Raw genomic sequence first — 15,204 nt, 5'->3', positions numbered from 1 at the left:
AGTTTTACTTCAACCATAAATTTCACCTTTTTTATACTCATAAATACTTTGCATATCTTTATCGCCTCTTCCTGAAAGATTTACAATTATCACACTTTTTTTCTTTAAAGTTGGACAAAGTTTTTCTAAATAAGCTAATGCATGCGAGCTTTCAATAGCGGGTATAATACCTTCTTCTTTGCATAATAATTTTAAAGCATTAATACACTCATCATCGCTAATAGCATGATAACTTGCTCTTTTACTTTCTTGCAAATATGCGTGCAAAGGCCCTATGCCAGGGTAATCAAGCCCAGCAGAGATGCTAAAAGTATGAGCAATGTTGCCTTTATCATCTTGTAAAACCTTAGTTTTCATACCATGGATAATGCCTTCTTCGCCTTTAGTAAGTGTGGCTGCATGATAAGGTGTGTCTTTTCCTAAACCTGCTGCCTCAATACCTATGAGCTTAACTTTTTCATCTTTTAAAAATGCATGAAAAATTCCAGCAGCATTGCTACCGCCTCCAGCTGCTGCTATGATGTAATCTGCTTTTTTATTTAATTTTCTAAGTTGCATTTTGCATTCTTTACCTATAATACTTTGAAAATGCGTAACAATTTGTGGATAAGGATAAGGCCCCACTGCACTTCCTACTACATAAAATACTTCTTTGGTATTTTTAACCCAAAAATTTAAAGCCTCATCTACCGCATCACTTAAAGTTTTACTTCCACTTTCTACCGCATGAACTTTTGCTCCTAAAAGCTCCATTTTATAGACATTTAAGGCTTGTCTTTTTACATCAATAGATCCCATAAATATCTCACACTCAAGCCCTAAAAGTGCTGCTGCAGTAGCTGTTGCAAGCCCGTGTTGTCCTGCTCCGGTTTCTGCAATAATTTTTTTCTTATTCATTTTCTTTGCCATTAAGGCTTGAGCTATAGCATTGTTGATCTTATGAGCTCCTGTATGAGTTAAGTCTTCTCTTTTTAAATAAATTTCGTGATTATAAAGCTTGCTTAAATTTTTAGCATGGTATAAAGGTGTAGGTCTTCCTACATAATTAACTAAGAGTTCTTTTAATTCTGTGTTAAAATCTTTATCTTTTTTGAGTTTTAAAAAAGCTTTTTCTACTTCATCTAATGCTGTTTTTACTTCATTTGGCACAAATTGCCCACCAAATTTTCCATAATATTTTTTCATAGTATTTCCTTAAAATGATTAATAATTTAAAATCAAAAATGATCAACTAAAACTAAAAATGTAAAATAAAAAATAATTGAAAATGTAGTAGCAGGCTTAACGCCAAGAAAAAGAAGCTTTGTTAAATGAGTATTCTAAATTTAGTTTAGAAAATTTTTTCCTTTCCATAATTTTTCCTTTTAAAAAATTGCCAAATGACTTTACATTCTAAGATAATTATTATTAAAAATTCTTTAAAATGATAGTTTAGAAAATAAATACTAAGAAAATTTGTAATGTTTGATTTTTTATATAATGACATAAGCTATATAGGACTTTTTATAGTATGTTTTCTCTCTAGCACGCTTTTGCCTATGGCAAGTGAGGCTTTTGTGCTTGCTTTTGTAAAATTAGATTTTAATACTTATATGGTTTTATTTGTAGCAAGTTTGGGAAATACTTTGGGTAGTTTAAGTACTTATGCGTTAGCTTATTTTGGAGAGAGTCAAATTTTAGAAAAATATTTTAAAGGCTCTTTGCTTAAATTAGAAAAAATCAATGCAAACTTTAAAAAATTTGGTTCCTTATATGCTTTTTTTACTTTTTTACCCATAGTGGGAGATCTTTTTGCATTAGGGCTTGGATTTGCTAGGTATTCTTTTTTAAAAGCAAGTATTTTTATAGCCTTGGGTAAATTAAGTCGTTATGCTTTTGTAATTTTCATAGCAAATTCCATTTAAAAGTTTTGATTTTAAAAGATTTAAAAGTCTAGCATTATCAATATCTTTTAAAACTTTTATGGTGTTTTTTAATTCATGATTTTTCATAGGCATTTTTGCATCTTTAAAACACCTTATCGTGCTTCCTCTAGCAAAAGTACTATCACAAATGACATCTACTAAATACTCATCAAAATTTGCTAAATTGGGATCAAGCATATAAGCAATAGTTAATGCATCATGTATCCATGTGCCATTTGTGCCTCTTGTTTTGCTTGCATAATCAATCCAAACTCTTAAAGTCTGTACTAAAAAATCACAAAGAGGATTTTGATTTTCTAAAGCATTTAAATCTTCATGTGTGAGCATAGTTTGCATTGTTGCATTATAAGGAACAAGTGTGATTTTAGCTCTTGAGTTTAAAACTATACTAGCAGCTTCAGGATCAAAGCCAAAATTTGTATCTTTGATATGATAAGGCATATCAAAACTTCCACCCATGATAAAAATTTCTTTTACATTTTTATCAAAGTCTTTAAAAAGCTTCATAGCTATGGCTATATTTGTTAAAGGTCCTATAGCACAAATTGAAATTTCACCTGGATTTTGCATAATAAGCTCACCCATTTTCATACAAGCATTTGGGTTTATATTGTCTAAGATTTTTATAGGTTTTATATGATTCCAAAGATGAGTAAGTTTAAACTCTTCTACGCTTTTATCTAGTCTTTGTCTCCAAAAATGACTATCTTCATATAAAGCTTCATGAGCACCTAAATACAAAGGTATATCTAGATTAAGCTTATTTAATAAATCTTTAGCAACGCTATAAGCGGTTAAAGCTTGTACATTACCACTTAAAGTGCTAATCATTTCAAGTTTGATTTCTTTGGAGGCTAAAATAAGCCCAAGGGCTAAACCATCATCAGTATTAGCCCCTACTATACCATTGCCTATATCAGTATCTAAAATAAGGCGTATCATATCGCATCTTCTATTAAATTTAAATCCCTGCCTCTAGTTTCTGGTGCAAAGAAGGTTGTGATAAAACCAATTCCTGCAGTGACAACAAAATACAATGCTATTGGCCACCAAGTGCCATAATAAGCAAGCAAAGCTGAAGCTATCATAGGAGCAGTTCCTCCTGAAAGTATAGAGCCAAATTCTTTTGCTAGTGCCATTTTAGTATAGCGATTTTTTGCCCCAAAAAGCTCTACGCCCCACGCAGCTTGCACACCAAAAATTCCTAAAGATGCCAAAGACATACCTACGATGATAGTTAAAATCACGATAATTTCATTTTTACTATCAAGTAGCATAAAAGCAGGGAAGGCATAAAGTATTAAAAGTAAGCAAAAAGTTCTATAAGTAATGCGTCTTCCAAATTTATCACTTAAATATCCTGCTAAAGGTATAACTAAAAATCCCACTAAAGAAGCGATAACAACAGCAGTTGTGGCTACTGATTTATCAAGAAGTAAAATTTTAGTTACATAGCCTACTATAAAGCCTTGTGCAAGATAAGATGGTCCATTTTCTCCTATCCTTATGCCCACCATAGTCCAAAATGCACGACTTTTTTGCCAAAAAGTTCTCTCATCTTTTTTCATATGTACTTCATTTTCATGACGAATTTTTAGCATTAATTCTTTTTGTTTTTCAAAAACAGGAGTTTCTTTTACATTTAAACGCATATAAACAGCAAAAAGTGCTATGAATATACTTCCTATAAAAGGAATTCTCCATCCCCATTCTTTAAAACTAGCATCATCCATACTTGTAACTAAAAGCCATACAAAAGCTGCAAGTAAGGTTCCGCTGTTTGATCCAAGAGCAATGATAGAAGAGATTAAACCTCTATGTTTACTAGGGGCGTATTCTCCAAGCATGACAGTTCCACCTGAAAGCTCAGCACCTGCGCCAAAGCCTTGCATAAAACGCAAAATAACCAAACAAATAGGAGCCCAAATTCCAATTACTGCATAACTTGGTATAAAACCAATTAAAGTAGTTGAAATACCCATTAATGCAATGGTGCTCATCAATACATTTTTTCTTCCGTATTTATCTCCTAAATATCCAAAAAATAAAGCTCCAATAGGTCTAGCAATAAAACCTATACCATAAGTAACAAAACTAAGCAATAATGCTATAACAGGAGTTTGCTCAGGAAAGAAAACTTCTGAAAAAACAGTAGCTGCAGCTAAGCCATAAAGTGCAAAATCTGCATATTCCATAGCAGTTCCTAGCCAACATGAAAACACAGCCTTTTTAAAGGCCTTTTTTCCTTGTGGAGTTTGAAAATTCTCATCCGCGATTGATTTTGTTTGCAAGATTAAACCTTTAATTTGAAATTTCAAAATGATAATTTTATCTAAAATGCTTAAAATGGAAATTTAATACTTTTTACCGACTTTTAAATAATTTTGGGCGATAATTATTATTATTATTTAATATAGGAAAAAAATGAAAACTTTAACTATAATTGATACTTTTGGTTTTTTCTTTAGACTTTTTTATGCTTTAAAGGGTTTGAAAAATTCAAAAGGCGAACCTAGTAATATGATTAGCGGTTTTGCTAATTTTATTTATAGTTTGAAAAATGAACATCCTAGTGATATGATTATTTTTGCTCTTGATAGTAAAGGAAAAACTTTTAGAAGTGAAATTGATCCAAATTATAAAATCAATCGTACTCCACCTCCACCTGATTTATTAGCTCAAATTCCAATTTGCATTCAAATGATAGAAAAAATGGGTTTTTCAAGTTTTTCTTGCGAAGGATATGAGGCTGATGATATCATCGCATCTTTGGTTAAAGAGTGTGAGAATAAGGATATTTTTATAAGAATTATTACTCAAGATAAAGATTTGTATCAACTTATAAAAGATGATAAAGTTAGTATTTATAGTCCTATTTCAAAAAATGATTATAATGAAGCAGGGTGTTTGGAAAAATATGGGGTAAAACCTAGTCAAATAAGAGATTTTTTAGCTCTATGTGGAGATAGTTCAGATAATATCCCAGGGGTAAAAGGAATTGGTGCTAAGGGAGCTAAGAATTTACTTGATGAGTTTGAAAGCATTGAGGGAATTTATGAAAACTTAACACTAGTGCGTAATGAAAGAAGTCGTAATTTATTGCTTGAGGGCAAAGAAAATGCCTTTTTGAGTAAAAAACTTGCTTCTTTGTATGAGGATTTAGATGTAAAAGATATGCTTTTAAATTGTGAGTATCCAAAAGATGAGCCTTTGCTTAAGATTATGGATATTTTGGAGCATTATGAATTAAATGCTTTGTTAAAAAAACTACGTACTAATCCTACTAATAAAGATAAAAATTTAGGATTTAATGCAAGATTAATCTTAGATGAGAAAGAATTATTTGAAATTTTAGAAAAAATTGATAATCAAAGCATTGTTGCTTTTGACACTGAAACTACGGGCTTAGATACTAAAGAAGCAAAGATAGTAGGGTTTAGTTTTTGTTTTCATGAAAGTGAAGCCTTTTATGTACCACTTGCGCATGATTATTTAGGTGTTTGTAAGCAAATTTCTATGCAAGTGGCTAAAAGGGGTATAGAAAAAATCTATCAAAGCATGGTTATAGGTCATAATCTTAAATATGATTTTGAGATTATAAAAAATAATTTTAATTTACTTCCCCCAAAAAATTATGCTGATACTATGATACTTGCATGGCTTAAAGAACCAAGTTTACGTGTAAATATGGATGATTTAGCAAAAAGATTATTTGATTATGAGACTTTACATTTTGAAGATTTAGTAAAAAAAGGAGAAAGCTTTGCAGGAGTGGATGTAGAAAAAGCTTGTAAATATGCAGCTGAGGATGCTTATATCACTTTAAGATTTTATTTGTATTTTTTAAAAAATTTAGAAAAGCCTTTATTTGAGCTTGCACAAAAAAGTGAGTTTGAATTTATCAAAGTGCTTATTATGATGGAAAATAATGGCATTAAACTTGATACTCAAAAGCTTGAAAACTTAATGCAAAGTTTTAATCAAGATATAAAAATACTTAGCGAAAAAATATATGATTTAGCGGGTGAAAAATTTAATATTAACTCTCCTAAACAAGTAGGGGATGTTTTATTTGAAAAATTAAAGCTACCAAGTGGTAAAAAAAGCAAAACAGGTTATTCTACTGATGAAAAAGTTTTAAATGCTATTTTAGATGAACATCCGATCGTGAAAGAAATTTTAGCTTATAGAGAGCTTGCAAAATTAGTTTCTACTTATTGTGAACCTTTGTTAAAATTAGCTAAAAAAGATGAAAACTCAAGAATTTATTCAAGCTTTTTGCAAACAGGAACAGCTACTGGACGCCTTTCATCAAAAGATCCAAATTTGCAAAATATCCCTGCGCATGGTCAATATGCCAAAGATTATAAATCCTGCTTTGTAGCAAAAGAGGGATTTAGTTTTATCTCACTTGATTATTCGCAAATTGAGCTTAGAATGCTTGCTCATTTTAGTGAAGATGAGAAATTACTAGAAGCATTTTTAAATGATGAGGATATTCATGCAAAAACTGCTATTATGATTTTTAATCGCAGCGATTATGAGACAAGAAGTATTGCTAAAAGCATAAATTTTGGTCTTATTTATGGTATGGGTTATAAGACTTTGAGTCAAAATTTAAAAATAGAAGCAAAATTAGCTAAAGAATATATTGAAAAATATTTTGAGAATTTTACTAGTATTAAAACTTATTTTGAAAAGGTAAAAAACGAAGCTAAGCAAAATGGTTTTATAAAGACTTTACTAGGCCGTAAGCGTTATTTTGACTTTGAAAATGCAAAGCCTATGCATGTGGCAATGTATGAAAGAGAGAGCATTAACTCTACACTTCAAGGTTCTGCTGCCGATATAATAAAACTTGCAATGATAGAAATTGCAAAAGATTTAGATGAGAATAAACGTTTGATTTTACAAATTCATGATGAGCTTATTTTTGAAGTAAAAGATGAACTTTGTGAGGAATTTGCAAAAAATGCTAGTGATATTATGGAAAATATTGTAAAATTAAAAGTTAAATTAAAAACTTCATCAAGTATTGCCAAAAATTGGGGCGCATTAAAATAAGGAGAATAATTAATGGATCTTTCAACCATACTTGGGATGGTATTAGCTGTTGTTAGTATTTCTGTGGGGGATATTTTAGAGGGTGGTAATCCTTTGCATGTTTTGCATTTAAGTTCATTTTTGATTGTGGTTCCAACCGCGGCTTTTTGTGCGATGACAGCAACTCATAAAAAATTTGTTAAAGCAGCTTATAAAGAATTAAAACTTGCCTTTAAAGGTGCAGGGGTAAATTTAAGTCAAAGGATAGCTGAACTTGTAGAATACTCTATCATAGCAAGAAGAGACGGACTTTTGGCTTTAGAGTCAAAAACTAATGAAATTGATAATGAGTTTTTAAAAGAAACCATGATGATGATGGTTGATGGTAAGAGTGTAGAAGAGATTAAAGAAAGCATGGAAATCCAAATAGAGGAAATGGAAGAATATTACAAAGAAACGGCAGAATATTGGATCCGTTTTGGTGAAACTTGCCCTACTATGGGACTTGTTGGTGCGGTTATGGGGCTTATGCTTGCTTTGCAACTTTTAGATGATCCTCAAGCTATGGCAGCAGGTATTGCAGGGGCATTTACTGCAACGGTAACTGGGATTTTTGGTGCTTATGCTTTATTTGGACCTTGGGGTCATAAAATCAAAGCTAATGCTCATGAGCTCATTAAAGAAAGGATAGTTATTTCGCATGCTATAGTAAGTATTGCAGAGGGAGCTAACCCTAGAGATTTAGAGGCTAAATTGTTTAATTACCTTGGACAAGGTGAGCCTAGAATTTCTCAATTTGACAAGTAAGAGTTAAAAAATGGGTAAAAAACATAAATGTCCAGAGTGTCCAGCAGGTGAAAAGTGGGCTGTGCCATATGCAGACTTTTTAAGTTTGCTTTTGGCTCTTTTTATTGCTCTTTGGGCGATTTCTGAAAGTAACCCCGCTAAAACCGAAGCTTTAAAAACTGAATTTGTTAAAATTTTTGAATTTACCGCTTCAAATCCTTTGGAAAAAGAAAGTGAAGTACATAATAAATACAGTGCACCATCTAATGCAAATGTTGAAGAGCTTGAAAAGCTTAAAAAATTAAGTATCACTCAACAAGAAAATATAGAAAAATTAAAAGCAGCATTAGATCAAAGAGAAAACAATATAGTTTTAAATTTGCCTGCAAGAGTTGAATTTACTAGAGGTAGTACACAAATTGATTCAGCTGATGTGCAAGATTTTCTAAAACGTATTAGTGAAGTTTTAAAAAGAATGCCAAAACAAGCTCAAATAGAACTTAGAGGTTATACTGATGCAAGTGATAAAGATCCTAAAAGAAATTTTGATTTAGCAAGTAAAAGAGCTCAAGTTGTGGCTGATTATTTGATTGCTAGAGGGATTAATCCAGCTCAGCTTATAGTGGTTAGTTTTGGTGAAAACTATCCTTTGAGTACAAAAAAAGAAGATGAAATAAACAATAGAGTTGAATTTTATATCCGCGTAGATTCTTCAGATAATCAAACTAGAAAGTCTGTATTAGATCAAATTAGAGCTTTTAAATAACAAATAAGCAAAAAAACTTATTTGTTATTTTCTCCACCAAAACGAAGCAATGCTGAACCCCAAGTAAAACCACCGCCAAAAGCATCAAGTAATATTAACGAACCTTGTTTTAAACGGCCTTGTTCATAAGCATCATTCATTGCCATAGGAATTGAAGCGGCTGAGGTATTACCATATTTTTGAACAGTAACTACACATTGTTCATCTTTGAAGTTTAATTTTTCTTGCACAGCTTTGATAATTCTTAAATTAGCTTGATGAGGTATAAAAAGATCAATTTCTTTGCTTTTTATATCATTTTTTGCAAGAATTTCAATAACATCATTACTTAGGGTATTCACTGCGATTTTAAATACTTCATTCCCTTTCATTTGCATGGAAAGTGGAGAGCAGATGCTGCTTTTTTGAGCTCTTTGAGTCATTAATAAATCTCCAAATTCTCCATCACTTGCGGTATGAGTATCTATAATAGGAAAATTATCATCCAATGATACAACTCCAGCCCCAGCTCCATCACCAAATAGTACGCAAATGCTTCTATCAGTATAATCCATAATGGAACTAATTTTTTCAGCTCCTATGATTAATACATTTTTTTTAGTGCCACTTTCAACCATAGATTTTGCAAGCTCTAAAAGATAAATAAATCCTGAGCATGCGGCAGAAATATCAAAAGCGGTGATATTTTTTAAGCCTAAATTATGAGCGATTTTACATGCAGTTGATGGCATGGTAAAATAATCAGGGCTTAAAGTAGCTACGATGATCGTATCTATATCTTGAGGACTTAAATTAGCTCTTTGTATGGCTTTAATAGCCGCTTTAGTGCCAAGATCACTTGTATTTTCATCATCATTTGCTATATGTCTTTGTTCTATACCAGTTCTTCTTAATATCCATTCATTGCTAGTTTGAACCATTTTTTCTAAGTCAAAATTACTTAGAGTTTTTGTAGGGATATAAGAAGCTATACTTTTTAAGGAAGCTTTAGTTGATTTCATAATTAGAAAGTTCTTTTTCTATAGTTTGATTTATATTTGACTGTATGAAATTTAATGCTTGAAAAATAGCATTTTTTATAGCTTTTGGACCGCTTTTACCATGACTTATAATGACACATTCTTTTACACCCAAAAGTGGAGCTCCGCCATATTCTTCATAGTCGATATGAGTTTTTAGTTCATTAAAAGCTGGTTTTGCCAAAAGATAGCCTAGTTTTGCTAAAAAAGATTTTTGAATTTCTTGTTTTAGAAGCTTTGTAATAACACTTGCTACACCTTCACCTGTTTTAAGTAAAATATTCCCATTAAATCCATCACATACTAATACATCTATAGTGCCATTAAAGATATCTCTACCTTCGGCATTTCCGACAAAATTTGGAAGTTGTTTTAAGAGTTGATGAGTTTCCTTGGTAAGCTCATTTCCCTTGCATTCTTCTTCGCCATTTGATAGTAAAGCAACTCTAGGTTTAGTAATTTTTAAAATCTCTTTAGCATAGGTTTCACCCATAATAGCAAATTGAAATAAATGCTCACTTTTACAATCAACATTTGCTCCAACATCTAGTACTAGTGTTCTTGAATGGATATTTGGCATTAAAGTAGCAATTGCAGGTCTAGCAATATTTGCTAGTCTTCCAAGTCTTAATGTAGCTAAACTCATGGTAGCTCCACTATGCCCAGCAGAAACAACAGCTTTTGCTTTTTGATTTCTTACTAAATCAATAGCTTTGTAAATAGTGCTATCTTTTCTTTTTAGTGCATCTGTGGAATTTTCATCCATAGCAAATACATCAAAAGCTTCTTCGTATTCTATGTATGAGTTTAATTCTTGAGGAATCAAGGTTTTTAGCTTTTGAGGATCCCCTACCAAGATAGCTTTAAATTCGCGCTCTTTTAGAGCTTGAATCACACCTTCTATAATAGGTTTTTCCCCAAAATCACCACCCATTGCATCAATAGCAATGCTTGTCATCGTTATTAATATTCCTTAGTTACTGGATTTACACGGTGAGGCATTTTATAGCTACCATCTTTGTCTTTTATAGGCATAGGTAGGGTAACTTTATAGTGAGTTCTGCGTTTTGCCGCACGAGTTTTGCTCACTCTTCTCTTAGGTACTGCCATTTTTTACTCCTTTATTAATTTAAACATTTATTACAATAAAAATAATCACTTAAATAAGATTGCAACTCACTTGTGGCAAGTTCTATTAAATCTATATGAGAGTCAAAAAACTCCATAGTATCACTTAAAGTGTTATTTTCATCTTTAAAAATTCCGTCACTTGCAAAAAGCTCTATATTTTGATCAATTTCAAGTTCCATTTCATCGCCACATCGATCACAATTTCTATAAGTAAATCCTTTAAAATTAGCTTTTATTTTTGCTAATTTTGGATTAACTTTTGTAATAGTTCCTTCAAAAACTATATTATCAAGATCTAGTTTAAAAGGATAAGCTATAGAGCTAAGTTTTGCAAAAGCAATTTTCATTATAAAATTTCAGTTTTTGAAAAGAAAAATTCTATTTCAATTTTTGCATTTTCCAAGCTATCGCTTCCATGAACCGCATTTGCATCAATACTATCTGCAAAATCTGCTCTAATAGTACCAGGAGCTGCCTCTTTTGGATTTGTAGCACCCATTAATTCTCTGTTTTTTAACACTGCATTTTCGCCTTCTAAAACAGAAACCACAACCGGACCACTGATCATAAATTCAACTAAATCTTTAAAAAAAGGTCTGTCTTTGTGTACAGCATAAAATTCTTGTGCTTCTTTTTCTGAAAGCTGTATTTTTTTTGTTGCTGCTATTCTTAGACCATTATTTTCAAAACGTGTTAAAATTTGACCAATAACACCTTTTTCTACCGCATCAGGTTTAATAATAGAAAGTGTTTTTTCCAAAATCGTCCCCTTTAATTTAAATAAGTTTTATATTTATAAAAGAGCTAATTATACCAAAAAAGCTTTAAATTTATATAAAAGTTTAGAGTTGTTGAAGGATTTGTAAGTAACTTGAAATCAAGATACTTACATTGAATTTATTAAGCAAATACCGGAGTTGAACCGTCTCTTAAATCACTACCGATGTTATCGCGGCTTGGTTGACCACCTACTACATCACTCCATACAATACACCCATCAGTTGGGCAAGCACTTGCACAGGCTGGTTGTTCGTTGTGTCCTACACACTCAACACATTTATCCGCATAAACATAGTATCTGTCTTCACCTTCAGGATTGTTTGCATCATCTACAATTGCACTTACTGGGCATTCATCTATACAAGAACCACATGCTATACAAATATCAGTAATTTTAACTGCCATTTTTACTCCTTGAATATTTAAAGTTGAATATCAAGATTATCAAAATTGTCTTAATTTTATTCTTAAAATCTATTAATTTTGATAATAAAATTAAATTGTGGATAATTTTACACAATTAATAAATTTTTAAATTTACAAATGATATTATTTTGTTACAAATAAAATTTATTAATTAGGAGATAAAAAATGATAGTTACTAAAAAAGCTATTGATTTTACAGCACCAGCTGTATTGGGAAATAACCAAATAGTTGAAGATTTTAATCTTTATAAAAATATAGGACCAAAAGGTGCTGTAGTGTTTTTCTATCCAAAAGATTTTACTTTTGTTTGTCCATCTGAAATTATTGCTTTTGATAAAAGATATCAAGATTTTAAAGACAGAGGTATTGAAGTAATTGGTGTATCTTGCGATAATGAATTTTCTCACTTTGCATGGAAAAATATGCCAGTAAATCAAGGTGGTATAGGTCAAGTTAAATTTCCTTTAGTGGCTGATTTAACTAAACAAATTGCTAGAAATTTTGATGTTTTATTTGGAGAGGCAGTTGCTTTAAGAGGTTCTTTCTTGCTTGATGCTGATGGAACAATCCGCCATGCAGTAATTAATGACTTACCACTTGGAAGAAATATTGATGAGATGATTAGAATGGTTGATACTATGTTGTTTACCAATGAACATGGTGAAGTTTGCCCAGCTGGTTGGAATAAAGGTGATGAAGGTATGAAAGCTGATCCTAAAGGTGTGGCTGATTATCTAAGTAAAAATGAAGGTAAATTATAAAAAAATATAATTGAGAAAAGTCTATGTTAAGTAGACTTTTCTTTATTTATGATTTCTTTAAATAATGTATTCTATTTGAAAATATTCTCTCTCATTTATTAAAAAAATATTAAATCAAAATTTTGTATTTAAAGATATATTTAGTCCTTAATTATTATAAATATTAAGGAGTTGTTTTATGAAGATAAATAGTATTGTTTCAAAAGTAAATATCTTAGTTGGTTTACTTTTTTTGATTGCTATTATATTAATAGGTAGTGTTTCTTATTTTCAGTCGAAAAAAAGTAGTTTTGAGTATTTGAGGGAAAATCATAATAAGGTTTTATTTGATGTAGGCTATATTTTCAATACTTATGAAGCAGATAACAAATCATCAATAAAATTTTTAGCAGAAACTATTGCAAAAGGGAAAATTCTTGAATTGGTTTACTTTTTTTGATTGCTATTATATTAATAGGTAGTGTTTCTTATTTTCAGTCGAAAAAAAGTAGTTTTGAGTATTTGAGGGAAAATCATAATAAGGTTTTATTTGATGTAGGCTATATTTTCAATACTTATGAAGCAGATAACAAATCATCAATAAAATTTTTAGCAGAAACTATTGCAAAAGGGAAAATTCTTGAAAATGAGCAAGAAATTTTTGATACATTAAAATTAACAAAAGAATTTGTTGGTTTTGATTTGGTTTTTTTAACAACTGAAAATAATGGAATTACTTATGATAGCAATGGAAATAAACGTACAATTGATAGCGGTTTTGATGGAAGAACTAGACCATGGTATATAGGTGCTAAAAAAAATAAAGATATATATACTAGTGAGCCATATAGATCACAAACAGCAAAACTTGAAGGAATAGCTTATTCGATGCCAATTATCATTAAAGATAAGATTGTTGGAGTAGTTGCTGGTATTTATAGTTTAAATAAATACTCATCGGATACTTTAGAACTCGGTAAAACAGAAAATTCTTTTGTTGCTGTATATTCAAAAGATGGAACGACTATGTTACATCAAGATCCTCAAGCAATATTAAAAAAAACTGAATTAGGAAAAAATATAGCACAAGCTCTATCTGAGAATCCTGAATTGCTTGATACAGAAAATATAGATACATTATTTTACGCTAAAGATGATAAGGGTGTTCTTCAAGCTGTATTGTGTGATGCAACTCCTAATCCAAATATTAATATTTGTGCTATGGTAGAAAATAGTACTTATGTAAAAGCTAGTAATTTGGCTTTAAAAACACAAATTATTGTTGGAATTATTGTATTAGTGGTTGTTTTAATTTTGGTTAAAATTTTTGCCTCATATTTATTAGGTCCAATTTCAACTATCCAAACCGGCCTCAACTCTTTCTTTGACTTCATCAATCATAAAACCAAAGACTCAGCTATGATAGATGTTAAAACAAATGATGAGCTTGGTGCTATGGCAAAAGCTATCAACGAAAACATCACTAAAACTAAAAATGCATTAGAACAAGATACTAAAGCTGTAGAACAATCAGTAGAAACTGCTAGAGAAATAGAAAGTGGTAATCTAACAGCAAGAATTAATGCAATGCCTGCTAATCCTCAATTAATAGAATTAAAAAATGTATTAAATGAAATGCTTAATGTATTAGAACAAAAAGTAGGTTCTAATATGAATGAAATCAATAGAGTATTTGATAGTTATAAAGCATTAGACTTTACAACAGAAGTTGCTAATGCTAAAGGTGGAGTTGAAGTAACAACCAATGTATTAGGTAAAGAAATCGTAGCTATGCTAAGACAATCATCTGAATTTGCTAACTTACTTGCTAGTGAAAGTGGTAAATTACAAAGTGCTGTTAAGAACTTAACAGATTCTTCTTCAAGTCAAGCTTCTTCTTTAGAAGAAACAGCAGCGGCATTAGAAGAGATTACTTCTTCTATGCAAAATGTATCTCATAAAACTAGTGAAGTAATTGCTCAAAGTGAAGAGATTAAAAATGTTACTTCTATTATTGGAGATATAGCAGATCAAATTAATCTACTTGCATTAAATGCAGCTATTGAAGCAGCACGTGCAGGTGAACATGGACGTGGCTTTGCTGTTGTTGCTGATGAAGTTAGAAACCTAGCAGAAAGAACTCAAAAGTCTTTAGGTGAAATAGAAGCTAATACTAATATCTTAGTTCAATCTATTAATGAAATGGGTGAGAGTATTAAAGAACAAACTACAGGTATTACTCAAATTAATGATGCTGTAGCACAAATTGATCATGTAACTCAAGAGAATTTAAAAATAGCTAATGATAGTGCAGCTATATCTGATAATGTAAATAAAATAGCTAATGATATCTTAGAAGATGCTAGGAAGAAAAAGTTTTAAATAATTAACTAAACCCTTAATGGGTTTAGTTTAGGTGGAGTTTAAATAAACTAGAAATTATATTAAAAACACTGATGATTATAAATTTTATTCTATTATGATATAGATTTTCATTCGAAACAATTTATATTTACTTTAATACAAATATTTTCATAATAACTATATTTCATAAATATATATTTACAAAAAAATATTTTTATTGTTT

At 30.7% G+C, this 15,204-nt stretch carries 16 protein-coding genes and 1 pseudogene; 8 read left to right on the top strand and 9 right to left on the bottom strand.

Features of this window, described 5'->3' with window-relative positions; translation table 11 throughout:
* Positions 1-9 precede the first annotated feature (9 nt).
* A complete protein-coding gene (gene trpB / locus CLCT_RS06520; protein ID WP_149062642.1) occupies positions 10-1,185 on the bottom strand; it encodes a tryptophan synthase subunit beta in 1,176 nt (391 codons plus the stop codon).
* Between the two features lie 275 nt (positions 1,186-1,460).
* On the opposite strand from trpB, the gene CLCT_RS06515 reads away from it, so the two are divergent.
* A complete protein-coding gene (locus tag CLCT_RS06515; protein ID WP_039668816.1) occupies positions 1,461-1,904 on the top strand; it encodes a YqaA family protein in 444 nt (147 codons plus the stop codon).
* Here the strand turns inward: CLCT_RS06515 and CLCT_RS06510 are convergent.
* Positions 1,860-2,864 (bottom strand): nucleoside hydrolase, encoded by a 1,005-nt coding sequence (locus CLCT_RS06510; protein WP_170230449.1) that lies wholly within the window; start codon positions 2,862-2,864, stop codon positions 1,860-1,862. The genes CLCT_RS06515 and CLCT_RS06510 overlap by 45 nt on opposite strands.
* Complete coding sequence (locus tag CLCT_RS06505; protein ID WP_149062789.1) at positions 2,864-4,219, bottom strand: MFS transporter; 1,356 nt, start codon at positions 4,217-4,219, stop codon at positions 2,864-2,866. Before CLCT_RS06505 ends, CLCT_RS06510 begins: the two co-directional genes overlap by 1 nt.
* A gap of 130 nt (positions 4,220-4,349) precedes the next feature.
* On the opposite strand from CLCT_RS06505, the gene polA reads away from it, so the two are divergent.
* From polA to motB, 3 genes are read left to right on the top strand one after another with little or no spacing between them, the layout of a single operon-like run.
* A complete protein-coding gene (polA, locus tag CLCT_RS06500; RefSeq protein ID WP_149062640.1) occupies positions 4,350-6,989 on the top strand; it encodes a DNA polymerase I in 2,640 nt (879 codons plus the stop codon).
* 12 nt (positions 6,990-7,001) lie between these two features.
* A complete protein-coding gene (gene motA, locus CLCT_RS06495) occupies positions 7,002-7,775 on the top strand; it encodes a flagellar motor stator protein MotA (protein ID WP_039619177.1) in 774 nt (257 codons plus the stop codon).
* Positions 7,776-7,785: 10 nt separating this feature from the next.
* Positions 7,786-8,520 carry a flagellar motor protein MotB gene (motB, locus tag CLCT_RS06490; RefSeq protein ID WP_149062639.1) on the top strand — a complete coding sequence of 245 codons (735 nt, stop codon included), beginning with the start codon at positions 7,786-7,788 and terminating at the stop codon, positions 8,518-8,520.
* Between the two features lie 17 nt (positions 8,521-8,537).
* Here motB and CLCT_RS06485 read toward each other — a convergent pair whose 3' ends face one another.
* The 6 genes from CLCT_RS06485 to CLCT_RS06460 all read right to left on the bottom strand — a co-directional run bounded on the left by CLCT_RS06485 (position 8,538) and on the right by CLCT_RS06460 (position 11,855).
* Positions 8,538-9,521: a beta-ketoacyl-ACP synthase III gene (locus CLCT_RS06485; protein ID WP_149062638.1), complete on the bottom strand. Its 984-nt coding sequence runs from the start codon at positions 9,519-9,521 to the stop codon at positions 8,538-8,540.
* The gene (gene plsX, locus CLCT_RS06480; RefSeq protein WP_149062637.1) at positions 9,508-10,497 is read right to left on the bottom strand and encodes a phosphate acyltransferase PlsX; all 990 of its coding nucleotides are present in this window, start codon (positions 10,495-10,497) and stop codon (positions 9,508-9,510) included. Before plsX ends, CLCT_RS06485 begins: the two co-directional genes overlap by 14 nt.
* A 5-nt stretch (positions 10,498-10,502) precedes the next feature.
* Positions 10,503-10,649 (bottom strand): 50S ribosomal protein L32, encoded by a 147-nt coding sequence (rpmF, locus tag CLCT_RS06475; protein WP_012662034.1) that lies wholly within the window; start codon positions 10,647-10,649, stop codon positions 10,503-10,505.
* 14 nt (positions 10,650-10,663) lie between these two features.
* A complete protein-coding gene (locus tag CLCT_RS06470; protein ID WP_039668810.1) occupies positions 10,664-11,017 on the bottom strand; it encodes a DUF177 domain-containing protein in 354 nt (117 codons plus the stop codon).
* Positions 11,017-11,430: a nucleoside-diphosphate kinase gene (gene ndk, locus CLCT_RS06465; RefSeq protein WP_039668809.1), complete on the bottom strand. Its 414-nt coding sequence runs from the start codon at positions 11,428-11,430 to the stop codon at positions 11,017-11,019. Before ndk ends, CLCT_RS06470 begins: the two co-directional genes overlap by 1 nt.
* Before the next feature lie 140 nt (positions 11,431-11,570).
* Positions 11,571-11,855 carry a ferredoxin, 4Fe-4S gene (locus CLCT_RS06460; RefSeq protein ID WP_039668808.1) on the bottom strand — a complete coding sequence of 95 codons (285 nt, stop codon included), beginning with the start codon at positions 11,853-11,855 and terminating at the stop codon, positions 11,571-11,573.
* Positions 11,856-12,041: 186 nt separating this feature from the next.
* Here CLCT_RS06460 and CLCT_RS06455 point away from each other — a divergent pair, with 186 nt between their 5' ends.
* The 4 genes and pseudogenes from CLCT_RS06455 (at position 12,042) to CLCT_RS06445 (ending at position 14,999) form a co-directional block, all read left to right on the top strand.
* Entirely contained in the window at positions 12,042-12,638 is a 597-nt protein-coding gene (locus tag CLCT_RS06455; RefSeq protein WP_012662030.1) for a peroxiredoxin, read from the top strand.
* A 178-nt stretch (positions 12,639-12,816) separates the two neighbouring features.
* On the top strand, positions 12,817-13,077 hold the full coding sequence (locus CLCT_RS06450; RefSeq protein WP_149062636.1) for a hypothetical protein: 261 nt from the start codon (positions 12,817-12,819) through the stop codon (positions 13,075-13,077).
* Positions 13,074-13,538, top strand: a pseudogene (locus CLCT_RS07865) (PDC sensor domain-containing protein); the annotation flags it as partial. The gene CLCT_RS06450 and the pseudogene CLCT_RS07865, both read left to right, overlap by 4 nt.
* 105 nt (positions 13,539-13,643) lie before the next feature.
* Positions 13,644-14,999 (top strand): methyl-accepting chemotaxis protein, encoded by a 1,356-nt coding sequence (locus tag CLCT_RS06445; RefSeq protein WP_410689607.1) that lies wholly within the window; start codon positions 13,644-13,646, stop codon positions 14,997-14,999.
* The last annotated feature ends 205 nt before the right edge of the window (positions 15,000-15,204 follow it).

The organism is Campylobacter lari subsp. concheus, from assembly GCF_008245025.1.
Classification (GTDB): Bacteria; Campylobacterota; Campylobacteria; order Campylobacterales; family Campylobacteraceae; genus Campylobacter_D; species Campylobacter_D concheus.
The sequence above is the reverse complement of the archived record's forward strand: the minus strand, read 5'-3'. Positions and strand labels throughout refer to the sequence as shown.